Origin of the sequence: Streptomyces sp. NPDC020898 (assembly GCF_044333925.1) — a bacterium.
Classification (GTDB): Bacteria; Actinomycetota; Actinomycetes; order Streptomycetales; family Streptomycetaceae; genus Streptomyces.
In genome coordinates, this window is sequence record NZ_JBIRRV010000008.1 from 105,311 (window position 1) to 129,676 (window position 24,366).

General features: G+C 68.6%; 17 protein-coding genes and 1 tRNA gene. 11 read left to right on the forward strand and 7 right to left on the reverse strand.

What is annotated here, in order from left to right:
- Positions 1-86 precede the first annotated feature (86 nt).
- Positions 87-1,313, reverse strand: a complete 1,227-nt coding sequence (locus ACH4TV_RS25360) for a pyridoxal phosphate-dependent aminotransferase (RefSeq protein WP_398401837.1) — start codon at positions 1,311-1,313, stop codon at positions 87-89.
- Positions 1,314-1,620: 307 nt separating this feature from the next.
- Between ACH4TV_RS25360 and ACH4TV_RS25365 the strand changes: the two genes are divergently transcribed.
- From ACH4TV_RS25365 to ACH4TV_RS25415, 11 genes are all read left to right on the forward strand, one after another.
- A tRNA-Trp gene (locus ACH4TV_RS25365) sits at positions 1,621-1,693 on the forward strand.
- Positions 1,694-1,802: 109 nt separating this feature from the next.
- Positions 1,803-2,090 (forward strand): preprotein translocase subunit SecE, encoded by a 288-nt coding sequence (gene secE / locus ACH4TV_RS25370; protein WP_398401839.1) that lies wholly within the window; start codon positions 1,803-1,805, stop codon positions 2,088-2,090.
- Between the two features lie 77 nt (positions 2,091-2,167).
- On the forward strand, positions 2,168-3,067 hold the full coding sequence (gene nusG, locus ACH4TV_RS25375) for a transcription termination/antitermination protein NusG (RefSeq protein ID WP_398401841.1): 900 nt from the start codon (positions 2,168-2,170) through the stop codon (positions 3,065-3,067).
- A gap of 159 nt (positions 3,068-3,226) precedes the next feature.
- Positions 3,227-3,661: a 50S ribosomal protein L11 gene (rplK, locus tag ACH4TV_RS25380; protein ID WP_019072313.1), complete on the forward strand. Its 435-nt coding sequence runs from the start codon at positions 3,227-3,229 to the stop codon at positions 3,659-3,661.
- 83 nt (positions 3,662-3,744) lie between these two features.
- On the forward strand, positions 3,745-4,470 hold the full coding sequence (rplA, locus tag ACH4TV_RS25385; protein ID WP_398401843.1) for a 50S ribosomal protein L1: 726 nt from the start codon (positions 3,745-3,747) through the stop codon (positions 4,468-4,470).
- A 135-nt stretch (positions 4,471-4,605) separates the two neighbouring features.
- Positions 4,606-5,496, forward strand: coding sequence for a hypothetical protein (locus tag ACH4TV_RS25390; protein ID WP_398401845.1), 891 nt, complete (start codon positions 4,606-4,608; stop codon positions 5,494-5,496).
- 65 nt (positions 5,497-5,561) lie between these two features.
- A complete protein-coding gene (locus ACH4TV_RS25395; RefSeq protein ID WP_398401847.1) occupies positions 5,562-6,398 on the forward strand; it encodes a DUF1396 domain-containing protein in 837 nt (278 codons plus the stop codon).
- Between the two features lie 295 nt (positions 6,399-6,693).
- Positions 6,694-7,224, forward strand: a complete 531-nt coding sequence (gene rplJ, locus ACH4TV_RS25400; RefSeq protein WP_164319068.1) for a 50S ribosomal protein L10 — start codon at positions 6,694-6,696, stop codon at positions 7,222-7,224.
- A gap of 110 nt (positions 7,225-7,334) precedes the next feature.
- Positions 7,335-7,718 carry a 50S ribosomal protein L7/L12 gene (gene rplL / locus ACH4TV_RS25405; RefSeq protein ID WP_330290560.1) on the forward strand — a complete coding sequence of 128 codons (384 nt, stop codon included), beginning with the start codon at positions 7,335-7,337 and terminating at the stop codon, positions 7,716-7,718.
- Positions 7,719-8,334: 616 nt separating this feature from the next.
- The gene (gene rpoB, locus ACH4TV_RS25410; RefSeq protein WP_398401850.1) at positions 8,335-11,817 is read left to right on the forward strand and encodes a DNA-directed RNA polymerase subunit beta; all 3,483 of its coding nucleotides are present in this window, start codon (positions 8,335-8,337) and stop codon (positions 11,815-11,817) included.
- A 97-nt stretch (positions 11,818-11,914) separates the two neighbouring features.
- Positions 11,915-15,814 carry a DNA-directed RNA polymerase subunit beta' gene (locus ACH4TV_RS25415; protein ID WP_398401852.1) on the forward strand — a complete coding sequence of 1,300 codons (3,900 nt, stop codon included), beginning with the start codon at positions 11,915-11,917 and terminating at the stop codon, positions 15,812-15,814.
- Between the two features lie 79 nt (positions 15,815-15,893).
- Here the strand turns inward: ACH4TV_RS25415 and ACH4TV_RS25420 are convergent, their stop codons facing one another.
- From ACH4TV_RS25420 to ACH4TV_RS25445, 6 genes are all read right to left on the reverse strand, one after another.
- Positions 15,894-16,772, reverse strand: a complete 879-nt coding sequence (locus ACH4TV_RS25420; protein WP_398401854.1) for a M48 family metalloprotease — start codon at positions 16,770-16,772, stop codon at positions 15,894-15,896.
- Positions 16,773-18,066: 1,294 nt separating this feature from the next.
- Positions 18,067-18,627: a Pycsar system effector family protein gene (locus ACH4TV_RS25425; protein ID WP_398401856.1), complete on the reverse strand. Its 561-nt coding sequence runs from the start codon at positions 18,625-18,627 to the stop codon at positions 18,067-18,069.
- Positions 18,624-20,180 (reverse strand): hypothetical protein, encoded by a 1,557-nt coding sequence (locus ACH4TV_RS25430; protein ID WP_398401858.1) that lies wholly within the window; start codon positions 20,178-20,180, stop codon positions 18,624-18,626. The genes ACH4TV_RS25425 and ACH4TV_RS25430 overlap by 4 nt, the downstream gene beginning before the upstream one ends.
- Before the next feature lie 47 nt (positions 20,181-20,227).
- Complete coding sequence (locus ACH4TV_RS25435; protein WP_398401859.1) at positions 20,228-22,501, reverse strand: hypothetical protein; 2,274 nt, start codon at positions 22,499-22,501, stop codon at positions 20,228-20,230.
- On the reverse strand, positions 22,498-23,406 hold the full coding sequence (locus ACH4TV_RS25440; protein ID WP_398401861.1) for a hypothetical protein: 909 nt from the start codon (positions 23,404-23,406) through the stop codon (positions 22,498-22,500). The genes ACH4TV_RS25435 and ACH4TV_RS25440 overlap by 4 nt, the downstream gene beginning before the upstream one ends.
- Positions 23,407-23,604: 198 nt before the next feature.
- Positions 23,605-24,333 carry a Crp/Fnr family transcriptional regulator gene (locus ACH4TV_RS25445; protein WP_398401863.1) on the reverse strand — a complete coding sequence of 243 codons (729 nt, stop codon included), beginning with the start codon at positions 24,331-24,333 and terminating at the stop codon, positions 23,605-23,607.
- Positions 24,334-24,366 lie beyond the last annotated feature (33 nt).

A 24,366-nucleotide genomic window follows, 5' to 3' on the forward strand; every position in this document is an offset into this window, starting at 1 on the left:
GCTCGCACTGAGAGACGACTGAGAGACGAAAGAAGGCCGCTTCCCTTTGGGAAGCGGCCCACTTGCGTCAGATCACGTCAGGACGTTCAGTCCGTCGCCTCCGCCAGCAGCTTCTGCACGCGGCTGATGCCCTCGACGAGGTCCTCGTCACCCAGGGCGTACGACAGGCGCAGGTAGCCCGGTGTACCGAAGGCCTCGCCGGGTACGACCGCGACCTCGACCTCGTCCAGGATCAGCGCCGCCAGCTCGACCGAGTCCTGCGGACGCTTGCCGCGGATCTCCTTGCCCAGCAGGGCCTTCACCGACGGGTAGACGTAGAAGGCGCCCTCGGGCTCGGGGCAGACCACGCCGTCGATCTCGTTGAGCATGCGCACGATGGTGTGGCGGCGACGGTCGAAGGCCACACGCATCTCCGCGACGGCGTCCAGGTTCCCGGAGACAGCGGCGAGGGCGGCGATCTGGGCCACGTTCGACACGTTGGACGTGGCGTGCGACTGGAGGTTCGTCGCCGCCTTGACGACATCCTTCGGGCCGATGATCCACCCGACCCGCCAGCCCGTCATGGCGTACGTCTTGGCGACACCGTTGACCACGATGCACTTGTCGCGCAGCTCGGGGAGGATCGCGGGCAGCGAGGTGAACGTCGCGTCGCCGTAGACGAGGTGCTCGTAGATCTCGTCCGTCATCACCCACAAGCCGTGCTCCACGGCCCAGCGGCCGATCGCCTCGGTCTCCTCGACGCTGTAGACCGCGCCGGTCGGGTTGGAGGGGGAGACGAAGAGGACGACCTTCGTCTTCTCCGTGCGGGCCGCCTCCAGCTGCTCCACGCTGACCCGGTAGCCGGTGGTCTCGTCCGCGACGACCTCGACCGGGACACCGCCGGCGAGACGGATCGACTCGGGGTACGTCGTCCAGTACGGGGCCGGGACGATGACCTCGTCGCCCGGGTCGAGGATCGCGGCGAAGCCCTCGTAGATGGCCTGCTTGCCGCCGTTGGTCACCAGGACCTGGGAGGCGTCCACCTCGTAGTTGGAGTCGCGCAGCGTCTTGGCGACGATCGCGGCCTTCAGCTCCGGCAGACCGCCGGCCGGCGTGTAGCGGTGGTACTTCGGGTTCGAGCAGGCCTCGATGGCGGCCTGGACGATGTAGTCCGGCGTCGGGAAGTCCGGTTCACCGGCGCCGAAGCCGATCACCGGGCGCCCGGCGGCCTTCAGGGCCTTGGCCTTGGCATCCACGGCGAGGGTGGCGGACTCGGAGATCGCGCCGACTCGGGCGGAGACCCGGCGCGCGGTGGGAGGGGTTGCAGCGCTCATGGTGCCCATCGTTTCAGACCGGAAACCTCCCCGGCACACTGGTTTCACGGACTGGTCAGACTGGACCCCGGACCGGGTCACCGACGGGACGGCAGAGAGGCACAGTGCCGGGCGGACGGCTGAACAAGCGTCCGGATCCGGGGCCTGGGCTGGGCGATCTTCCGTCGGCAACGCCCCAGTGGGCGCTTTCTGTTCGACGATCGACGCTTGAGCACGTACACTCTCACCTCGTTGGCCTTCACCGGTCCGCGCTTATCCGGTGCACATTGAGCATCCGGACGAGTACGGTACGTTGGAGTAACCACAAAGGGTCGTAGCTCAATTGGTAGAGCACTGGTCTCCAAAACCAGCGGTTGGGGGTTCAAGTCCCTCCGGCCCTGCTACACACGCCTGTCACCAGGATGTGTGCGCATGTACGTACTGCATTGCACCGCCGTGCGGCTCAGACCGGGCGCGGCACGGCCACGACCCGGGAACAGGTGAGGATGAATGGCGGACGCCGTGGGCTCCATCGACATGCCTGATGCCCAGGACGAGGCGCCCGAGTCGGACAAGAAGACTCGCAAGGGCGGCAAGCGTGCCAAGAAGGGCCCGCTGAGGCGCCTCGCGGTCTTCTACCGTCAGATCGTCGCGGAACTCCGCAAGGTCGTCTGGCCGACGCGCAACCAGCTGACGACGTACACGACCGTGGTGATCGTCTTTGTGGTCATCATGATCGGCCTGGTGACTGTGATTGACTTTGGCCTCGACAAAGCCGCCAAGTACGTCTTCGGCTGAGCCAAGAGCGAAGGGCGCCGGGTGCGGCGCCCCTTTCGCATGTTCCACCCACATGTATCCAGGAAGAAGCAGCCACCGTGTCTGACCCGAACCTGAACGACGCCATCGTGCCGGACGAGTCCGTGGATGACGAGCTCGACATCGTCGAGGGCGCTGACGAGGTCCAGGACGAGGTCGACGCTGCCGACACCGCCGTGGGGGAGCCCGCCGAGGAAGCCGCAGTCCACATCGAGGACGATGAGGACAGCGACGTCGCCGAGGCTGACGCCGACGTCGACGAGGACGAAGAGCTCGTCGAGGACGAGGCTGAGGACGACGAGGCCGAAGCCGAAGCAGAGCCTGAAGAAGAGGCCGAGCCCGTCGACCCCGTCGAGGCCCTCCGCGAGGAGCTGCGCACGCTCCCCGGCGAGTGGTACGTCATCCACACGTACGCCGGTTACGAGAACCGCGTGAAGACCAACCTCGAACAGCGTGCCGTCTCGCTCAACGTCGAGGACTTCATCTTCCAGGCCGAGGTGCCGCAGGAAGAAGTCGCCCAGATCAAGAACGGCGAGCGCAAGACGGTCCGCCAGAACAAGCTTCCCGGATACGTTCTCGTCCGCATGGACCTGACGAACGAGTCCTGGGGCGTCGTCCGCAACACCCCCGGTGTCACCGGCTTCGTGGGCAATGCGTACGACCCGTACCCGCTGACGCTGGACGAGATCGTCAAGATGCTTGCTCCGGAGGCCGAGGAGAAGGCCGCCCGGGAGCTCGCCGAGGCCGAGGGCAGGCCGGCTCCGGCCCGCAAGCTCGAGGTCCAGGTGCTGGACTTCGAGGTCGGCGACTCGGTCACCGTCACCGACGGCCCGTTCGCGACGCTGCAGGCGACGATCAACGAGATCAACGCCGACTCGAAGAAGGTCAAGGGCCTCGTCGAGATCTTCGGCCGCGAGACTCCGGTCGAGCTGTCGTTCGATCAGATTCAGAAGAACTAGTACGCCACACAGCTTCCGTCCAGGTCAGGTCGGCTCTCTTGGAGCCAGCCTGACCTGCTCGGTTTCACGCCTTGCCACGGTGTCGTTTATCGTGGTGCGGTTGCCCGGCTTCTGTCGGGCACAGCGAAGACCGAAGAAAACGAAGATAGAGGACCCGGAATGCCTCCCAAGAAGAAGAAGGTCACGGGGCTCATCAAGCTCCAGATCAACGCCGGTGCGGCTAACCCCGCTCCGCCGGTCGGCCCCGCGCTCGGCCAGCACGGCGTCAACATCATGGAGTTCTGCAAGGCCTACAACGCCGCGACCGAGTCGCAGCGTGGCTGGGTGATCCCGGTGGAGATCACGGTCTACGAAGACCGCTCCTTCACCTTCGTCACCAAGACGCCGCCGGCCGCGAAGATGATCCTCAAGGCCGCGGGTGTCGAGAAGGGCTCGGGCGAGCCGCACAAGACCAAGGTCGCCAAGATCACGCAGGCGCAGGTCCGCGAGATCGCCACGACCAAGCTTCCCGACCTGAACGCCAACGACCTGGACGCCGCGTCGAAGATCATCGCCGGCACCGCCCGTTCCATGGGCATCACGGTCGAGGGCTGAGCCCCACCTCGTACGCCTTGTAGTGCGTGGCAGGACCTGCTCGGTCCGTACCACGACTCCTCAGAACAACATCAGGAGCAGTAGTGAGCAAGCGCAGCAAGTCTCTCCGCGCTGCGGACGCCAAGATCGACCGGGACAAGCTCTACGCCCCGCTCGAGGCCGTCCGTCTCGCCAAGGAGACCTCCACGAGCAAGTTCGACGGCACCGTCGAGGTCGCCTTCCGCCTGGGTGTCGACCCGCGCAAGGCCGACCAGATGGTCCGTGGCACCGTGAACCTCCCGCACGGCACCGGTAAGACCGCCCGGGTCCTGGTCTTCGCGACCGGTGACCGTGCCGAGGCCGCGACCGCCGCGGGCGCCGACATCGTCGGCTCCGACGAGCTCATCGACGAGGTGGCGAAGGGCCGTCTGGACTTCGACGCCGTCGTCGCCACCCCGGACCTCATGGGCAAGGTCGGCCGCCTGGGCCGTGTCCTCGGCCCGCGTGGTCTGATGCCGAACCCGAAGACGGGCACCGTGACCCCGGACGTGGCCAAGGCCGTGACCGAGATCAAGGGCGGCAAGATCGAGTTCCGCGTCGACAAGCACTCGAACCTGCACTTCATCATCGGCAAGACGTCGTTCGACGACACCAAGCTGGTGGAGAACTACGGCGCCGCGCTGGAGGAGATCCTCCGTCTGAAGCCGTCCGCCGCGAAGGGCCGCTACATCAAGAAGGCCGCCCTCAGCACCACGATCGGCCCCGGCGTTCCGGTCGACCCCAACCGCACCCGCAACCTCCTCGTCGAAGAGGACCCGGCCTCCGTCTGAGCCTCCCGCTCACCCCGGTAGCCGCGCGTACGCGTTCGTACGACGGGCCCCGCAACCTTTCGAGGTGCGGGGCCCGTTGTCGTAGGGACGGGTTAGCGTGAAGATCACGGGGTGTACGAGGGGGTAGGGGTACGGATGAAAAACATCGGTGTACGGGGGATACGGCCGGCCACGGTGGGCGTCGCGCTGGCCGCTGTGAGCGTGGCGGTGTCGGCGTGCACCTTCTCCGGGGAACCCGATGACGGGGGCGCCGCGCAGACCGGCGCCACAGGCCGTCCCGACGCCCGTACGACCGCCGCGCTGCACGCCGTCGAGAAAGCCACCGACGGGGCGGGTTCCGCCCGGGTCAGCTCCAGCTCGGTCATGGGCGACCTGCTCTCCATGCGGACGACCGGCACCCTCGGCTGGGCCGGCGAGCCGGTCGGCAGGCTCAGCCTCACTTACACCGGCGGAGAACTGGCCGAATCCATGCGCGCGCTCAACAGCTCCTCCATGGAGGCCAGGCTGCTGCCCGACGCCTACTACGCCAAGGTCGGCGACAAGTTCGCCGCCCAGATGCACGGCAAGCACTGGATCAAGTACGCCTACGACGACCTGGCGGACCTGCCGGGCGGCTCCGGGACGTATCTGAAGGACCAGCTGCGCAGCACCGCCCCGATCCAGCCGGTCAAGCTCCTGCTGGCCTCAGGGGACGCCCGCAGGGCCGGGACGGAGACGGTGCGCGGGGAGCGTACGACGCACTACTCGGGCACGGTGGACGTGGAGGCCCTTGCCGACTCCGCCCTCAAGGAGCAGCTCGTCCAGGCCGGTGTCACCACCGAGACGGTCGACATCTGGGTCAACGACCGGAACCTTCTGGTCAAGAAGGTCGAGCAGGGTGAGCTGTCGAGCGGGCGGATGTCGTCGACGGCGTACTACAGCGCGTACGGTGTGAAGATGGCGGTGGAGGCGCCGGCGGCCGGGGACACCGCGGACTTCAAGGACCTGATGGGGAATTCAGGAGCCTCGTCCGTCCCTTCGGGTTAGGCTCGCGGTCGTTTCTGTGAATCGACCGTGTGTTCCTGATGTGCGTGTTCCTTGGGGGGAATCTCGTGGGTGCTTCTGTGCGCGTAGGGCTTGCCGTGCTGCTTCTCGGCGCCGGTGCTGTCGGCTGTTCCGAGGGGGCGTCGGAGTCGCCGAAGATGACGCCGGCGGCGGCTGTCGCCAAGGCGGCGAAGAACGTGGAGGACATCACCTCCCTCAGCTACCGGCTGACCGGCCGGACGCCGGAGGAGGGCCGCGTCAAGGCCGAGGCCACGATGCGCCTCAAGCCCGACGTGGCCATGAGCATGAAGATGACGGCCCTCGACCAGGGCGCGGACGGCACCGCCGAGATCCGTCTCGTCGACAAGGCCATGTTCATAGGCGGGGGCGCGGCGGCGGCCAAGGAGATGGACGGCAAGAGCTGGATCAAGTTCGACCTGGCCGCCCTGGGCGGCGCGGGAGGTGCCGGTGCCGGAGGCCTCGGTGCTGCCGGGCAGGCCGACAAGAACCCCGCCCAGGAGTCCACCTTCCTCACCGGCTCCAAGGACGTGAAGGAGGTCGGCACCGAGAAGATCGACGGCGTCGAGACCACTCACTACAAGGGCACGGTCACCGTCGACGAGCTCCGCGCGTCCCTCAAGACCGAGGACAAGGCGACCCGCGAGGGGCGCGAGAAGAGCCTTGAGCAGTACGACAAGCTGGGCATCGAGAAGTTCACGATGGACATGTGGATCGGCGAGGACGAGCTCACCAAGCAGTTCCGCATGCGCGGCCAGGCCGACAAGGGCCCCCTCGACATGACCATCACCTTCCTCGACCTCAACAAGCCCGTGACGGTCACCGCCCCGCCCGCCAAGGACGTCGTGGACCTCGCCGAGATGATGAAGGGCGCGGAGCAGGGCTGAGACGCCCCGGACTGCTCCGTACGGGCGGATTTGCTTGTCGGCGAGCCGTTCACGTACTCTCCTCCAGAAGCCAAAGACCGCTGGTCGTTGCCGTGCCCTCGTCAGAGGGTGCGGTGGCCGAAGGATCCGCTGAACTGCGGACGACCCGCGTAGGTGACTGTGGATGTACTCCCGGTCGGATTCCGCTCACGGAATCCGGTTGGTCGAGTTCACGCCCCGTGCGCCTGCGCCGGGGCGTTTCGTTTTCCCAGTCTCCTTCTGAGCGGTCCTCATCACCCGGAAGGAGGCCACGCTTATGGCAAGGCCCGACAAGGCTGCCGCGGTAGCCGAGCTCGCGGACCAGTTCCGCAGCTCGAACGCCGCTGTGCTGACCGAGTACCGGGGTCTCACCGTGGCGCAGCTCAAGACGCTGCGTCGTTCGCTCGGTGAAGACGCCCAGTACGCCGTGGTGAAGAACACGCTGACCAAGATCGCGGCCAACGAGGCCGGGATCTCGACGCTCGACGACCTGTTCAACGGTCCGACGGCGGTTGCCTTCATCACCGGTGACCCGGTGACGTCGGCGAAGGGTCTTCGTGACTTCGCCAAGGACAACCCGAACCTCGTCATCAAGGGCGGTGTCCTTGACGGTAAGGCGCTGTCCGCCGACGAGATCAAGAAGCTTGCGGACCTCGAGTCCCGCGAGGTTCTGCTCAGCAAGCTGGCAGGTGCCTTCAAGGGCAAGCAGTCTCAGGCTGCTTCGCTCTTCCAGGCGCTTCCGTCGAAGTTCGTCCGCACCGCGGAAGCGCTTCGCGTCAAGCTCGCCGAGCAGGGCGGTGCCGAGTAATTCGGCTCGCACTTTGACCGCCGCCTGACGTGGCGGTCGGCGCGGGCCGAACGTACGCCCGCCGACACTTACATCGGCACCTGCCGAATTGACTGGAAGGATCGCCCATCATGGCGACGAAGCTGTCCCAGGAAGAGCTGCTCGCGCAGTTCGAGACCCTCACCCTCATCGAGCTCTCCGAGTTCGTTAAGGCCTTCGAGGAGAAGTTCGACGTCACCGCCGCCGCCGCGGTCGCCGCTGCCCCGGCCGGCCCCGCCGCCGCCGCTGAGGTCGCCGAGGAGCAGGACGAGTTCGACGTCATCCTCACCGGTGCCGGCGAGAAGAAGATCCAGGTCATCAAGGTCGTGCGTGAGCTGACCTCGCTGGGTCTCAAGGAGGCCAAGGACCTCGTGGACGGCGCCCCGAAGCCCGTTCTCGAGAAGGTCACCAAGGAGGCCGCCGAGAAGGCTGCCGAGTCCCTCAAGGCCGCTGGCGCGGGCGTCGAGGTCAAGTGACCCCACTGAGGGTCCGCTGAGGACTCTCGTGGACGCTGAGCAGGGGCTACCGACAGCCCTGTAACGCTGAAGCTGTGAAGAGCGATCATCCATCTGGGTGGTCGCTCTTCGGCGTTCGAGGGGTCGGGTCGTGGCTGCCTTGCACGGTCGGTGACGGCAAGTAAGGTGATCTTCGTCTGCCTCCGAACGCCCTTGGTGATGTGCCGCACGTGACGATGGCAGCACCGGGTTTGGGCATGGGGGCCTTGACGAACCGCACGCAGCGCGCAATTCTCAGGACGCGTCGTCACAACGATCCGAATCCGAGGCATGGATCGGTGGCGAAGAGGGCAGTATCGATGTGCATCGAGGACGTGGCTTGTCGCAGGTGTTGAGAACAGCGAGGGTCTCCCAGAACCCGCACTGGACATCAGTGGGCCTAGTGGCTACACTGACCCTTTGCGCTGCCTGTTAGCTGCCTCCTGCCCGTCACCAGGGGCATGCCCTCGCTTGAGCACCGACGATCGGACCTTCTCCGACCTGGCCTTTTCTGGCCGGTCGTGGAGCGCCTGTCTCTGTGCCCCTGTGAGGGGCCGGTACGCGCGTAGTGAGTCCGAGCCCTCGGAAGGACCCCCTCTTGGCCGCCTCGCGCACTGCCTCCGCGAATACGAACTACGGCGCCAGCACTGCCCCGCTGCGCATCTCTTTTGCAAAAATCAAGGAGCCCCTCGAGGTTCCGAACCTCCTTGCGCTGCAAACCGAGAGCTTCGACTGGCTGCTCGGTAACGCCGCGTGGAAGGCTCGTGTCGAGGCGGCTCTGGACAGCGGACAGGACGTCCCCACCAAGTCCGGTCTGGAGGAGATCTTCGAGGAGATCTCCCCGATCGAGGACTTCTCCGGGTCGATGTCCCTGACGTTCCGCGACCACCGCTTCGAGCCTCCGAAGAACTCGATCGACGAGTGCAAGGACCGTGACTTCACGTACTCCGCGCCCCTCTTCGTCACGGCCGAGTTCACCAACAACGAGACCGGCGAGATCAAGTCCCAGACGGTCTTCATGGGCGATTTCCCGCTCATGACCAACAAGGGCACCTTCGTCATCAACGGCACCGAGCGTGTCGTCGTGTCGCAGCTGGTCCGTTCGCCGGGTGTCTACTTCGACTCCTCCATCGACAAGACGTCCGACAAGGACATCTTCGCGTCCAAGGTGATCCCCTCCCGGGGTGCCTGGCTCGAGATGGAGATCGACAAGCGCGACATGGTCGGTGTCCGCATCGACCGCAAGCGCAAGCAGTCCGTCACCGTCCTCCTCAAGGCTCTCGGCTGGACGACCGAGCAGATCCTCGAAGAGTTCGGCGAGTACGAGTCGATGCGCGCCACCCTGGAGAAGGACCACACCCAGGGCCAGGACGACGCGCTGCTCGACATCTACCGCAAGCTCCGTCCTGGCGAGCCGCCGACCCGTGAGGCCGCGCAGACGCTTCTGGAGAACCTGTACTTCAACCCGAAGCGTTACGACCTCGCCAAGGTCGGCCGTTACAAGGTCAACAAGAAGCTGGGTGGCGAGGCCCCGCTGAACGCCGGTGTGCTGACCGTCGAGGACATCATCTCGACGATCAAGTACCTGGTGAAGCTGCACGCCGGTGAGACCGAGACCGTTGGCAACAACGGTGTGTCGATGGTCGTCGAGACCGACGACATCGACCACTTCGGCAACCGTCGTCTGCGCAACGTCGGCGAGCTCATCCAGAACCAGGTCCGTACGGGCCTGGCGCGTATGGAGCGAGTCGTCCGCGAGCGGATGACGACCCAGGACGTCGAGGCGATCACGCCGCAGACCCTGATCAACATCCGGCCGGTCGTCGCCTCCATCAAGGAGTTCTTCGGCACCAGCCAGCTGTCGCAGTTCATGGACCAGAACAACCCGCTGTCGGGTCTCACCCACAAGCGCCGCCTGTCGGCTCTTGGCCCGGGTGGTCTCTCCCGTGAGCGGGCCGGCTTCGAGGTCCGTGACGTGCACCCCTCGCACTACGGCCGCATGTGCCCGATCGAGACCCCTGAAGGCCCGAACATCGGTCTGATCGGCTCGCTCGCCTCCTACGGCCGGGTCAACGCGTTCGGCTTCGTCGAGACCCCGTACCGCAAGGTCGTCGAGGGTGTCGTCACCGACGACGTCGACTACCTGACGGCCGACGAAGAGGACCGCTTCGTCATCGCCCAGGCGAACGCGATCCTCTCCGAGGACATGCGCTTCGAGGAGTCCCGCGTTCTCGTCCGCCGCCGTGGCGGCGAGATCGACTACATCCCCGGCGACGACGTCGACTACATGGACGTCTCCCCGCGCCAGATGGTGTCCGTCGCGACCGCGATGATCCCCTTCCTGGAGCACGACGACGCCAACCGTGCCCTCATGGGCGCGAACATGATGCGCCAGGCCGTGCCGCTGATCACCGCCGAGGCCCCCCTCGTCGGTACGGGCATGGAGTACCGCTGCGCCGTCGACGCCGGCGACGTCATCAAGGCCGAGAAGGCGGGTGTCGTCCAGGAGGTCTCCGCGGACTACATCACCGTCGCCAACGACGACGGTACGTACACCACGTACCGCGTCGCGAAGTTCTCGCGCTCCAACCAGGGCACCTCGGTCAACCAGAAGGTTGTCGTGAACGAGGGCGACCGGATCGTCGAGCACCAGGTTCTCGCCGACGGGCCGGCCACCCAGGAAGGCGAGATGGCGCTGGGCAAGAACCTGCTCGTCGCCTTCATGCCGTGGGAGGGTCACAACTACGAGGACGCGATCATCCTGTCGCAGCGCCTCGTGCAGGACGACGTCCTCTCCTCGATCCACATCGAGGAGCACGAGGTCGACGCCCGTGACACCAAGCTCGGCCCCGAGGAGATCACCCGGGACATCCCGAACGTCTCCGAGGAGGTCCTCGCCGACCTCGACGAGCGCGGCATCATCCGTATCGGTGCCGAGGTCGTCGCCGGTGACATCCTCGTCGGCAAGGTCACGCCCAAGGGTGAGACCGAGCTGACCCCCGAGGAGCGCCTGCTCCGCGCGATCTTCGGTGAGAAGGCGCGCGAGGTGCGCGACACCTCGCTGAAGGTGCCGCACGGTGAGATCGGCAAGGTCATCGGCGTCCGCGTCTTCGACCGTGAAGAGGGCGACGAGCTGCCGCCGGGCGTGAACCAGCTGGTTCGGGTCTACGTGGCGCAGAAGCGCAAGATCACGGACGGTGACAAGCTCGCCGGCCGCCACGGCAACAAGGGTGTTATCTCGAAGATCCTTCCGATCGAGGACATGCCGTTCCTCGAGGACGGAACTCCGGTCGACATCATCCTCAACCCGCTGGGTGTGCCGTCCCGAATGAACCCGGGACAGGTACTGGAGATCCACCTCGGCTGGCTCGCCAGCCGCGGCTGGGACGTCTCCGGGCTCGCGGACGAATGGGCGCAGCGCCTCCAGTCCATCGGGGCCGACGTGGTCTCCCCCGGCACGAACGTCGCCACCCCCGTCTTCGACGGTGCGCGTGAGGACGAGCTGGCCGGTCTGCTGAACCACACGTTCCCGAACCGCGACGGTTCGCGCATGGTGCTCCCGACCGGTAAGGCGCCGCTGTTCGACGGCCGCTCCGGTGAGCCGTTCCCCGAGCCCGTCTCGGTCGGCTACATGTACATCCTCAAGCTCCACCACCTGGTCGACGACAAGCTCCACGCCCGTTCGACCGGTCCGTACTCGATGATCACCCAGCAGCCGCTGGGTGGTAAGGCCCAGTTCGGTGGCCAGCGCTTCGGTGAGATGGAGGTGTGGGCGCTGGAGGCATACGGCGCCGCGTACGCCCTCCAGGAGCTGCTGACCATCAAGTCCGACGACGTGACCGGCCGCGTGAAGGTCTACGAGGCCATCGTCAAGGGCGAGAACATTCCCGAGCCCGGCATCCCCGAGTCCTTCAAGGTGCTCATCAAGGAGATGCAGTCTCTCTGCCTCAACGTGGAGGTGCTGTCCAGTGACGGTATGTCCATCGAAATGCGTGACACCGACGAGGACGTCTTCCGCGCGGCGGAGGAACTCGGCATCGACCTGTCCCGGCGTGAGCCGAGCAGCGTCGAAGAGGTCTGACGGGAGTTCGGCGGGCCTTGAGCGATCAAGGCCCGCCGGCCCCAGGACCCCCGTATCAGACCCCATGACTTACAACCCTGAGAGGGATTGACGCATAGTGCTCGACGTCAACTTCTTCGACGAGCTCCGGATCGGTCTGGCCACCGCTGACGACATCCGTCAGTGGAGCCACGGCGAGGTCAAGAAGCCCGAGACGATCAACTACCGCACGCTCAAGCCCGAAAAGGACGGACTCTTCTGCGAGAAGATCTTCGGTCCGACCCGGGACTGGGAGTGCTACTGCGGCAAGTACAAGCGCGTCCGCTTCAAGGGCATCATCTGTGAGCGCTGTGGCGTCGAGGTCACTCGCGCCAAGGTGCGCCGTGAGCGGATGGGCCACATCGAGCTCGCCGCTCCCGTCACCCACATCTGGTACTTCAAGGGCGTTCCGTCGCGTCTTGGCTACCTGCTCGACCTCGCCCCGAAGGACCTCGAGAAGGTCATCTACTTCGCGGCGTACATGATCACGTACGTCGACGACGAGCGTCGTACGCGTGACCTGCCCTCGCTGGAGGCGCATGTCTCCGTCGAGCGGCAGCAGGTCGAGAACCGCCGTGACTCCGACCTCGAGGCCCGCGCCAAGAAGCTGGAAAGCGACCTGGGCGAGCTGGAGGCCGAGGGCGCCAAGGCCGACGTACGCCGCAAGGTGCGCGAAGGTGCCGAGCGGGAGATGAAGCAGCTGCGGGACCGTTCGCAGCGCGAGATCGACCGGCTCGACGAGGTGTGGACCCGGTTCAAGAACCTCAAGGTCCAGGACCTGGAGGGCGACGAGCTGCTCTACCGCGAGCTGCGCGACCGCTTCGGGACCTACTTCGACGGTTCGATGGGTGCCGCGGCGCTGCAGAAGCGCCTGGAGTCCTTCGACCTGGACGAGGAAGCCGAGCGCCTCCGCGAGATCATCCGTACCGGCAAGGGCCAGAAGAAGACCCGTGCGCTGAAGCGGCTGAAGGTCGTGTCTGCGTTCCTGCAGACCTCCAACAGCCCCAAGGGCATGGTTCTCGACTGCGTCCCGGTCATCCCGCCGGACCTTCGCCCGATGGTGCAGCTGGACGGTGGCCGCTTCGCGACCTCCGACCTGAACGACCTGTACCGCCGTGTGATCAACCGGAACAACCGTCTGAAGCGGCTTCTCGACCTCGGTGCTCCCGAGATCATCGTCAACAACGAGAAGCGCATGCTTCAGGAGGCCGTTGACGCGCTGTTCGACAACGGTCGTCGTGGCCGTCCGGTCACCGGTCCGGGTAACCGCCCGCTGAAGTCCCTGAGCGACATGCTCAAGGGCAAGCAGGGTCGATTCCGTCAGAACCTGCTCGGCAAGCGAGTCGACTACTCGGCGCGTTCCGTGATCGTCGTCGGTCCGCAGCTGAAGCTGCACCAGTGCGGTCTGCCGAAGGCGATGGCGCTGGAGCTCTTCAAGCCGTTCGTGATGAAGCGGCTCGTGGACCTCAACCACGCGCAGAACATCAAGAGCGCCAAGCGCATGGTCGAGCGCGGCCGCACCGTTGTGTACGACGTCCTCGAAGAGGTCATCGCCGAGCACCCGGTGCTGCTGAACCGTGCGCCCACGCTGCACCGCCTCGGCATCCAGGCCTTCGAGCCGCAGCTGGTCGAGGGCAAGGCCATCCAGATCCACCCGCTCGTCTGCACCGCGTTCAACGCGGACTTCGACGGTGACCAGATGGCCGTCCACCTGCCGCTCTCCGCGGAGGCGCAGGCCGAGGCACGCATCCTGATGCTGTCCTCGAACAACATCCTCAAGCCCGCCGACGGCCGTCCGGTGACGATGCCGACCCAGGACATGGTCCTCGGTCTGTTCTTCCTCACCACCGACGGTGAACTCCGTGACGTCAAGGGCGAGGGCCGCGCGTTCGGCTCCACCGCCGAGGCGACCATGGCGTTCGACAACGGCGAGCTCGCGCTCCAGTCGGCCGTCGACATCCGCTTCCCGGTGGGCACCATCCCGCCGCGCGGCTGGACCCCGCCGGCCCGCGAAGAGGGCGAGCCGGAGTGGCAGCAGGGTGACACCTTCCGCCTCCGTACGACCCTGGGCCGTGCGCTCTTCAACGAGCTGCTGCCCGAGGACTACCCGTTCGTCGACTACTCGGTCGGCAAGAAGCAGCTCGGTGAGATCGTCAACGACCTCGCCGAGCGGTACCCCAAGGTCATCGTGGCGGCGACGCTCGACAACCTGAAGGCGTCCGGCTTCTACTGGGGCACGCGTTCCGGCGTCACCGTGGCCATCTCCGACATCGTCGTTCCCGAGGCGAAGAAGGAGATCGTCAAGGGCTACGAGGCGCAGGACGAGAAGGTCCAGAAGCAGTACGAGCGCGGTCTGATCACCAAGGACGAGCGCACGCAGGAGCTCATCGCGATCTGGACCAAGGCGACCAACGAGGTTGCCGAGGCGATGAACGCGAACTTCCCCAAGACGAACCCCATCTTCATGATGGTTGACTCGGGTGCCCGAGGAAACATGATGCAGATGCGGCAGATCGCCGGTATGCGTGGTCTGGTGTCGAACGCCAAGAACGAGACGATTCCTCGTCCCATCAAGGCGTCCTTCCGCGAGGGCCTGTCCGTGCTGGAGTACTTCATCTCCACCCACGGTGCCCGTAAGGGTCTCGCCGACACCGCCCTGCGTACCGCCGACTCGGGTTACCTCACCCGTCGTCTGGTGGACGTCTCGCAGGACGTCATCATCCGCGAGGAGGACTGCGGCACCGACCGCGGCCTCAAGCTGGCCATCGCCGAGCTCGACGAGACCGGCGTGCTGCGCAAGACCGACAACGTCGAGACCAGCGTGTACGCCCGTGCGCTGGCCGAGGACATCACCCTCGACGGACGTGTGCTGGCCCCGGCCAACACCGACCTCGGTGACGTTCTCATCGACGAGCTGGTCCGGCACGGCATCGTCGAGGTCAAGACCCGCTCGGTCCTGACCTGCGAGTCCGCCGTCGGCACCTGTGCCATGTGCTACGGCCGCTCGCTGGCCACCGGCAAGCTGGTCGACATCGGTGAGGCGGTCGGCATCATCGCCGCCCAGTCCATCGGTGAGCCCGGTACCCAGCTGACGATGCGTACCTTCCACACCGGTGGTGTGGCCGGTGACGACATCACCCAGGGTCTGCCCCGTGTCGTCGAGCTCTTCGAGGCTCGTACGCCCAAGGGTGTCGCCCCGATCTCGGAGGCGGCTGGCCGCGTCCGTATCGAGGAGACCGAGAAGACCAAGAAGATCGTCATCACCCCGGACGACGGCAGCGACGAGACGGCGTTCCCGATCTCGAAGCGTGCCAAGGTCATGGTGCGTGAGGGTGACCACGTCGAGGTGGGCCAGAAGCTCACCTTCGGTGCCACCAACCCGCACGACGTGCTGCGGATCCTCGGTCAGCGCGCGGTCCAGGTCCACCTGGTCGGCGAAGTCCAGAAGGTCTACAACTCGCAGGGTGTGTCGATCCACGACAAGCACATCGAGATCATCATCCGGCAGATGCTGCGCCGTGTGACGATCATCGAGTCCGGCGACGCCGAGCTGCTGCCCGGCGAGCTGGTCGAGCGTGGCAAGTTCGAGACCGAGAACCGTCGTGTGGTCCAGGAAGGCGGCCACCCGGCCTCCGGCCGTCCGCAGCTGATGGGTATCACCAAGGCCTCGCTGGCGACGGAATCCTGGCTGTCGGCCGCCTCCTTCCAGGAGACGACCCGAGTCCTGACGGATGCGGCGATCAACGCCAAGTCCGACAGCCTCATCGGCCTCAAGGAGAACGTCATCATCGGTAAGCTCATCCCGGCCGGTACGGGTCTGTCCCGTTACCGCAACATCCGGGTCGAGCCGACCGAGGAGGCCAAGGCCGCGATGTACTCGGCCGTCGGCTACGACGACATCGACTACTCGCCGTTCGGCACGGGCTCCGGCCAGGCCGTTCCGCTGGAGGACTACGACTACGGTCCGTACAACCAGTAAGCGGTAGTTGGTAGCACGTAGGTAGTACGAAGGGCGGTCACCCCGGTTGCGGGGTGGCCGCCCTTCGGCGTGTCCGGGCTCAGGGCTGCTGCTGTTGCAGGTACGGCTGGAGGTGGTGCAGCCGGGTGTAGTAGTCCGGGTGCGAGGAGAGCAGCTTGCTGAGCGGGCTCTCCTCGGGCGGCACACCGCCGCTGAGCGCGGCGAGCGCGGCCGTCTGCCGCTGCTCCTCCTGGTGCAGCTTGCCGAGTACGGCGGCCAGCATCGGGGCGAAGCCGAGGGCTGCGGCGTGCTCGTCGGCGCGCAGCTCGGCGCGGCGGCCGACGGCGGCGAGGGCGTACGGCACGCCGAGGATCAGCAGGGGCAGGCCGTACAGGGTGCTGATGGTCGCCATGGCGATGCTGCCGAGGATGAGTACGACGAACCCGATGCCGAAGCAGGAGAAGGCGCGGGACACCTTGAACACGACCACGGAGACGGCGCGCAGGACCCGCCAGGCGATACGGCCGGGCTGTGCGTACCAGTAGCCGAGGAGCCCGGACCAGGCGTGGCCGCCGACGTGGTGGCCGAGCTCGTGTGCCATGACGGCGGCGAGTTCGCCGTTGGGGAGCTCGTTCATGGCGAAGCGGGTGACACCGACGATGTGGCCTGCGGCGGCGACCGCGTTCAGACCGTCGCTGTCCTCGACCCAGAGTTCGTAGGTGCGGCCCTCGACGCCTGCGCGGGCGGTGACCTCGCGCCAGACCGGTTCGAGTTTGGCTCGTTCTTGCGGAGTGGGGTAGCGCAGGTGGAGCAAACGGCGCGCGAGGGCGCTTTCGGTGGGCCGGTGGAACACGAGTGCGCCGCTGAGCACCCAGGCGATGATCACGAGGAACGCGAGGTCGCCGAAGAAGAGGGAGAACATGCTGACGACGAGGAGGCTGCAGAGGAAGTTCGGGAGATAGAGGAGGAGGTTGCCCACGGCGGTGGCGTCGGTACGGCGCTGGTGGGCGGAGATGTGGACGCGGCCACGGTCGGTGGGGATGTGGTGGGGGTGGGCGGTGGGAGCGGCTGGGGACGGGGGAGGCGTGGCGGGCGCAGGCGCGGTGGTCGGGGGTTGCTGTGGGGGCGCGTACTGCGGGGGGATGGGCTGCGCGGTGGCCTGGGGGAATGGCGGGGGTTGGGTGGCGGCTGCGCCCGGGTGCGCGGGGGGCTGAGTGGGGGCTGCGCCGGGGTAGGCGGGGGGTTGGGTCGGGGCTGAGCCGGGGTAGGCCGGGGGGTGCTGGTGCTGGGCGGCGGGGTCCGGGTACGGGGGCTCCTGCGCGGTCTGCGGGGCGTGGGGGGCCTGCGGGGCGTGTGGGTACGAGGGAGCGGGCTCGCCCGGGGAGGTCGGCGAGGTCGGGGGCTGGGCTGTCTGTCCGGGGTATGTGGGCGGGGCCTGAGCAGCCGGGGCTGGGTACGTGGGCGAGGTTGCGGCCTGAGTACTTGGGGCGGGATACGTCGGCGGGACCGGTGCCTGCGCGGAGGGCTCCGGGTAGGTCGGCGGGACCGGGGTCTGAGGGGTCACGTTGGGGTACGCGGGCGGGGCGGGGACTTGAGCAGTCTGGCCTGGGTACGTCGGCGGGGCGGAGGGCTGGGGGTAGGCCCGCGGGGCCGGAGCCTGAGGGGTCGGGTCGGGGTGTGTCGGCGGGGCCTGGGTCTGGGTGGAGGGCTGGGGGTGTGCCGGTGGGGTCGGGGCCTGAGGGGTCGGGTCGGGGTGTGTCGGCGGGGTCGGGGCCTGAGGGGTCGGGTCGGGGTGTGTCGGCGGGGCCTGGGTCTGGGCGGAGGGCTGGGGGTAGGCCGGTGGGGTCGGGTCGGGGTGTGTCGGCGGGGCCGGGGCCTGCGCGGAGGGCTCGGGGTAGGTCGGCGGGGCCGGGGTCTGAGGGGTCGGGTCGGGGTGTGTCGGCGGGGCCGGGGTCTGGGCGGAGGGCTGGGGGTAGGCCGGTGGGGTCGGGGCCTGAGCTGTCCGGTCTGGGTACGTCGGCGGGGCCGGGACGGAGGTCTGGGAGTAGGCCGACGGGACCGGTGCCTGAGTCGTCTGGTTGAGGTACGTCGGAGCGGCCGGGGCCTGAGCGGTCGGGTCGGGCTGCGTCGGCGGGACCGGTGCCTGAGTCGTCGGGTCGGGCTGCGTAGGTGGTGCCTGGGTGGAGGGGTCGGGGTGCTCCGGTGGGGAGGAGGGTGGTTGGGGCATGGGTTTCCTTCATGGGCGGGGGCGGGGAGTGAGCGGGTCGGTGTGGTCAGCCGATGAGTAGTGAGGCGGGGAGAAGGAGCGTGCCGGTGCAGAAGGAGTTCAGGCCGGTGCGGATCCACTGGTGCTTGCGCGCGGCGATCCTGCTCGTCTCCGCGAGCGCCGAGGTGAGCGCGGCCGTGGGGTCGCGTCGGGTGTCGGCGAGCGCGGTCTCCAGGTGGCCGAGCCGGACGGCCCGGTGGATGTCGCCGAAGTAGGCGAGGGGCTGGCCCGGAGCCCACGGTTCGGATCGGTGACGGGGCAGGACGGCAAGGAGCAGCGAGAACAGGGACAGCACCAGGGAAGCGGCCCCTACGCCCCAGACGACGGTGCCGAAGGTGCTGAGCGATCCAGGGTTCCAGTTCCGCCCGGCGAGCAGCCCGCTGAACACACCGGCGGTCATCCCGAGCGCGGCGACCAGGACGGACGCCTTGCTGTCGGCACGGGCGATCTCGGTACGGAGGTCCGCGAGGAGGCGCTCGCAGAGCTGGGCGGTGTCGGTGGGGGTGGTGCTTGGTGGTACCGGGGCCGGGGCCGGGGCCGGGGTGGGGCGGGGGTCCAGCGTCGTCATGTGCCGCTGGCCGTTCTGTTCGCCTCGGTTCCGTCGCCCGGTTCGGTGGCAGGGGGCGTCGGCGCCGCCGGCGCGTTCTGCTGGTCGGGGAGGGTCGGGGTGCTGCCGTAGCCCGGGGGCGGCTGCCAGGCGGGGGCGGTGCCCGGGGCCGGGGGCGCGTACGGATTCGGGGCGCCCGGCGGAGGAGTGGACGGGGGCGGCGGGATGTGGGCAGGGGGCGCGGGGAGCGTGGGTGCGCCGGGGAAGCCTGCGGGGCGCTGGGTGCCGTACGCGGGGCCGGGCGGAGTTGCCGTGGGCGGGGCCGCCTGGGTCGGGGGTGCGTCGCTCGGGGGGCGGCCGGGTTGCCCGTACGAGGGGTCCGAGGGGGCGCCGGACTGGCCGGGTACGAAGCCCGGTTGCCCCGCCACGCCGGGGATGCCCTCCGGGAGCGGCGGAGGGGTCTGGGGGACGCCCGGGAGGCGTTGGTTGAGGATGTCGCTCACTGTGCGCAGGGCCAGTTGTTTGGGGCCCTCCAGCTCGAACTTCTCCGCGTTGTCACCGTTCAGGAGATCCTTCACCAGGTCCATCTGGGCCTGGATCATGCGGAGTTGGTCCTCGCGCATGCTGGTCATGACCAGGCGGGAGTCCTCCGGGTGCTGGGCCAGATGGAGGGCCCAGGCCTGGACGCCGCCCTGGGAGAGGTGCCACTGGTAGAAGGCGATCTTCTCGGCCTCGACCTTCTGCAACTCCAGTTCCTGGTGGCCCTGTTGCAGCGCCAGCTGGTGCTGCTGGCTGCTCTGCAGGACCGCCTGCTCGTACTCCCAGCGCTGCTGCTGGAGGGCCAACTGCTGCTGCTGGACGCCGTACGACATCGCGCGCTCGATCTGGAGGGCGTCCTGCCCGCGGTTGCGGCGGTCCACCTCCACGTCGATCTCCGTGCCCCGCTGCGCCGCCCGCACCTGCTCGGTCGCCGAGTGGTCGATCGCCTGGAGGCGGCGCTGGTGGTCGATGTTCTCCTGGTCGCGGCGCAGCCGCAGGGTCCAGGTCGTCTGGAGGCCGGCCGGGGAACCCAGCGGCCCCAGGACGTCGACCGCCTGGAGCAGCGCCCCTTCGGCCGCCGCGCTGTCCGCGATCGGGAAGCGCCGGCTCACCGGACGCGCCGCGCGCTGGAGTTCGCCGATCAGCAGGCCCGGCACGTCCCGGTGACCGCTCTCCACGAACCGGGCCGGGTCGACGACCTGCCAGGACATGTCGACCTCGGCCGAGAACTCGAACGCGTCGTTGTCACTGGGGAGCGTCAGCGTGCCGGAGAAAGGGTGCACGCCCATGTCGACCTCGTACACCGCCGTGTAGCGCCGCGCCGCGATCTCGCTGCGCGTCGGGCGGCGGGGCGGGAGGTAGGCCTCGTAGCCGCCCTTGGGGGTCGCGAAGACGAGCGCGTGGTCGATACGGACCGTCGACTTCAGTGAGAGTTCGAAGCGCGACAGCTGTCGCACGGTGAGAACCGGGTCGATCAGCTGGGTGTGCCGGTCCGCGGACTGCTGCCACTCGGGCGGGCGTGAGAAGGCGGGCATCGTGCGTTGCTCCTCGGTGAGCGGTGTACGGGGCGATGTCTGACGGGCTAGCGGGTCGTCGGGAGCGTGGTCAGGAGGCGGGCCGCCACCGCGGGCGGGGCCGCGCCGTCCTCGCCGGGCATCGTCCGCAGGAGGTGGTCCAGGCGCTGGTGCTCCGCCGGGGTGGTGACCAGGGTCGGGAGCAGGTGCGCCAGGGCCCATTCCGTGGTCGTCGAGCGGTCGGCGACGAGGACCCACTCGCGCAGCACGTCCAGGGCGTACCGGGTCGCGTTCGGGTCGCCCAGGGCCGCCCGCCACAGGAAGGGGATGCTCCGGGCGGCGTCCGAGCTCTCGGTGACCGACTGCGCGTACCAGCCGAGGACCAGCGGATGGCCGTACCGCTCGTCGTCCTGGGTGTGGCGGCAGGCGCTGACGAACCCGCCGATGGTCAGGTCGTGCACCGGGCGGTCGTCGGAGAGGTGTCGGCGCAGTTCGGCGAGGACACGGTCGCCGGCCTCGGAGAGGAGCAGCAGAGCGATGGCCTCGCGGAGTTCGTCGGCCATCTCGCGGTCGAAGGCGTCCGGGTCGGCGAGGTCCCGGTAGAGGCTGCGGGCCGCGGTGCGCAGGGCGGCCAGGGCCTGTTCGGGGCGCTCCGGACCGATCAGCGCGTACGCCCGTACCGCCACCCAGCGCAGTCGCCGGTCCTCGCCCTTGGACCACTCGTCGAGGATGCGCGGGATGTTGGGTGTGTCGATGAGGTGGGCGAGGGTGAGGGCGTTGACGGCCACCAGACGGTGCCGGAAGCGGTTGGAGGTCGCCCAGGATTCGATGACCAGGGCCATGGCCGAGGGCAGGTCCGTGCGGGCCAGGACGGCCACCGTGGACGCGGCCCGGGTGCGGACGAGGGGGCGGCCGTCGTCGGCCAGCCGGCGCAGCCAGTCGATCAGCGCGGGGCGGGCGGACGGGTGGCCCGTCCACACCTCGCGCAGGAGGACGAGGGAGGCGCGGTCGTCGACGAACTTCGCCTTCTGCTGGCTCACCGGACCCCACTCGGTGTTCTCGTCCTCCGCGTACCGCTCGGCGCGGGCGAGTTGGAGGCGCTTGCCGATGTGGGTGCCGAAGACGGGGACCTCGGCGACGCCGGCCGGGTTCTGGGTCTTCTGCAGGAACCGGTAGAGCAGATCGCTGAGTTCGGCGGTGAGGGCGTACGGGCCGCCGTCGAACGCGGCCAGCGCGACCAGGAACGCCTTGTCGCGCAGATGGACCGAGGTCTCGTCCTCCTCGAACCACTCCTGGACCTGGTTCTCCAGGGAGACGAGGGAGAACTGGGCCACCGCGTCCTCGGTCATCTCCCCGGCCGCGTACCGGCCGAGCAGCTGTGCGAAGGCGGCGACCTCGCGCAGCTGGTGGCTGCGGCTCAGGAACTCGGTGACATCCGGGAGTTCGAGCAGCTTCGCCGCCGTCGCGTTCTCGCCGTCGCTGTCGTCGCTGTCGTCGCCGTCTGCGAGACGGGTGCGCAGGTGCGCGGCCAGTACGTCGGCCGCGTCCGGCGGCTGCCATTCGACGACCGGTACGTCCTCCAGCACGGCGGTGTGGCCGACGGTGACGACGAGATACGCGTCCTGCGCGGCGAGCCGGTCGCGGGCGGCGAGGAGATGGTGCTCACGGAGGGGGCGGTCGCGGCGGGTGGCCAGGTCGGCCAGGACGTAGCCGCGGGGCCGACCCGGGGACTGCCCGGCGGCCGCGTCCGGCGCGGTGAACCGGTCCGCCAGGGCGCCCGGTCCCGTGTCCCGGTCGAGCGTGTGTACGGGGGACGCGCCGAGCCGGTGCAGGAGCATCAGGGCGGCCGTACGTCTGCCGGTGAAGCGGGCGCCGGACAGGACGAGGACGCGGTCGCGGCGCAGCCGGGTGAGCAGGACCTCGATGGTCGCGTCGGGGGCCGTGAAGGAGGCGGCGAGCCGTTCGAGGGTGGTCCGCGGGACCTCGCCGGAGGCGGAGGAGGCGGCGGACGGGGCGGAGAACCCGGGTATCGCCCACTGGTGGATCTCCGTCTTGCTGCCCATGATCACGTCACCGGTGACCCGGCCGCCGCTGACGCCGTGCTGGTCGCCGCCGACCAGACCGCCGCCGAAGCGGGAACGGTCGCCGACGTTCATCGTCCGGGGGCTGTGGTCGATCAGATCGCGCCGGGCCGACCACGCGGTCTGGGGCTGCTCGCGTTCCTCGGAGTCCTCAGCGCCCTCGGCTCCCTTGGCGGCGCCCTCTCTGCCGTCCTTGCCGTCGTCGGAGCCGGCCGGGTCGTCGGCGCCACCCGCACCGGAGGCGTCGTCCGGGGTGCTCACGAGGCGTCACCCCCGTTGCGGCCGCCCAGGTTGACGTCCCCGGTGACCTGGCCGCCGCTGACGCCGTGCTGGTCGCCGCCGACGAGGCTGCCGCCGATGTTCACGGCACCGTTGAAGGTGAAGACGGGGCCCGGGGCGGGGCGGCTCTCGGGCGACGTGCCCTGCGCGGGGACGGTCGGGGCGTCCTCCTCCGGCGCGCCGGCCTGCGCCGGGACCTGCGGTGACGGCGAGGTCTGCGGCGCCGGGCGGTCCCCCGAACCGCCCGGCGCCTCCCCCGCCCCCGTGTCACGGTGGTCCTGGTCGGCCGGGCCGGCCACGGCCGCACGGTGCCCGCTGGGCAGCGGGCCGTGCAGCCAGGCCCTCATCGGGCCGTTCTTGGTGTCCACCCCGACCGGGTGGAACTCGTCGGCCGGGATGCCGGGATGGTCATGCCGTACGACACCTGCGTACAGGGCGTCCGAGACGATCAGCGCGAAGTCGTGGGGGCGTTCGGACAGGGCCGCGCGCAGCAGTTGGGCGTCCAGCAGCCGGCAGGCGTTGTTCAGGTCGGTGCCGACCCAGCCGTCGTGCTCGTCCACGGCCACGTAGCCGGTGGCGACGACCCCGCGCAGCCTGATCTGCGCCGAGCTGGACGCCATGCGGTTGACGGCGCGCAGCTGCGCCGGGACCTCCATGAGCAGGGCCCGCAGCAGGGCGGTGACCGGGGCGTTCGCGTCGATGAGCTCCATCACGGAGTCCCCGCGGTCGGCGCGCAGGCGGCGGGTCTCGTCGATGCCGGCGCTCTCCAGCGCGCGGTCGGTGATGTCGTACAGCATGCGCCGCAGGTAGGCCTGCTCCACGTCGTCCCGGTCGCTGAACCTCTCTATGTCCAGCAGCAGGATCGTGCGGCTCACGGGGTCGGTCATGGTCGCCCTTCGACATCGTGGTGGGGGGTGCTTGCAGCAGCGTGGCGGCTGGGGGCGTTGCGTTGTGAGGGCGGATGACGCAGTCGGAGTGTGACGGGGTACACATAACGCGTCCTGGGGGCTGCGGGGAATTGGTGTGGACGTCGCTGAGGGCTGCCGCCCCCAGGCCCCCGCTCCGGCCCTGAACGGGCCTTGTCCTCAATCGCCGGACGGGCTGGGGGTGCCGCCGGCGATCCGCCGCAATATGTCCGGCCGCCGTATGAGAAGCGCCCGTCGCCCCGTCTCCACCGCCTCCTTCTCGCGCAGTTCCCGCAGCAGCCGCTGGACCATCTCCCTGGAGGCGCCCACCGAGCCCGCCAGCTCCTGTTTGCTGAGCGGGACGGAGAGCTCGATGCCCTCGGGGGTGCGGCGGCCGTGGGTGCGGGCGAGGTCGAGGAGGAGGATCGCGAACCGTTCCCGGACGTTCATGGACGCGAACTCCAGGCGCCGGCGGTCGGCGGCCCGGGTGCGGTCGGCCGTCAGACCCAGCAGCGCGAACGAAACAGCTGGTGAACGGCCCAGGAAGTCCTTGAACCGCTCGTGTTCCACGGCCACCGCTCGCACCGCTTCCAGCGCGGTCACCGTGGCCGACCGGGGGCGCCCGGTGAGGGCCGCCGACTCGCCGACGATGTCGCCGGGGCCGCGCAGCGCGAGGAGTGCCTCGTAGCCGTTGGCCGCGGATGCCGTGACCTTCGTCCAGCCCTGGACGAGGAAGAGGACGTGGGAGGAGGGCTCGCTCTGGTGGATCAGGGCCACCCGGGTGGCGAAATTCAGCTCCCGGCCGAGGGACAGGAGAGCCGTGCGGTCCTCTTGTTCCAGGCGGGCGAGGAAGGGCACCCGGTCGTCCAGGCCCCCGTCGTCCGGTGAGTACGCTGCTGTCCTCATCATCACGCTCTGCCCCCGAATCGTCGCAGCGGACGG

What these genes read in the sequence shown, in the direction of transcription:
- ACH4TV_RS25360 (WP_398401837.1), bottom strand. Translation starts at nt 1,313, where the DNA reads ATGAGCGCTGCAACCCCTCCCACCGCGCGCCGGGTCTCCGCCCGAGTC.
- secE (WP_398401839.1), top strand. Translation starts at nt 1,803, where the DNA reads ATGGCGGACGCCGTGGGCTCCATCGACATGCCTGATGCCCAGGACGAG.
- rplK (WP_019072313.1), top strand. Translation starts at nt 3,227, where the DNA reads ATGCCTCCCAAGAAGAAGAAGGTCACGGGGCTCATCAAGCTCCAGATC.
- ACH4TV_RS25390 (WP_398401845.1), top strand. Translation starts at nt 4,606, where the DNA reads ATGAAAAACATCGGTGTACGGGGGATACGGCCGGCCACGGTGGGCGTC.
- rplJ (WP_164319068.1), top strand. Translation starts at nt 6,694, where the DNA reads ATGGCAAGGCCCGACAAGGCTGCCGCGGTAGCCGAGCTCGCGGACCAG.
- rplL (WP_330290560.1), top strand. Translation starts at nt 7,335, where the DNA reads ATGGCGACGAAGCTGTCCCAGGAAGAGCTGCTCGCGCAGTTCGAGACC.
- ACH4TV_RS25425 (WP_398401856.1), bottom strand. Translation starts at nt 18,627, where the DNA reads ATGACGACGCTGGACCCCCGCCCCACCCCGGCCCCGGCCCCGGCCCCG.
- ACH4TV_RS25430 (WP_398401858.1), bottom strand. Translation starts at nt 20,180, where the DNA reads ATGCCCGCCTTCTCACGCCCGCCCGAGTGGCAGCAGTCCGCGGACCGG.
- ACH4TV_RS25440 (WP_398401861.1), bottom strand. Translation starts at nt 23,406, where the DNA reads ATGACCGACCCCGTGAGCCGCACGATCCTGCTGCTGGACATAGAGAGG.
- ACH4TV_RS25445 (WP_398401863.1), bottom strand. Translation starts at nt 24,333, where the DNA reads ATGATGAGGACAGCAGCGTACTCACCGGACGACGGGGGCCTGGACGAC.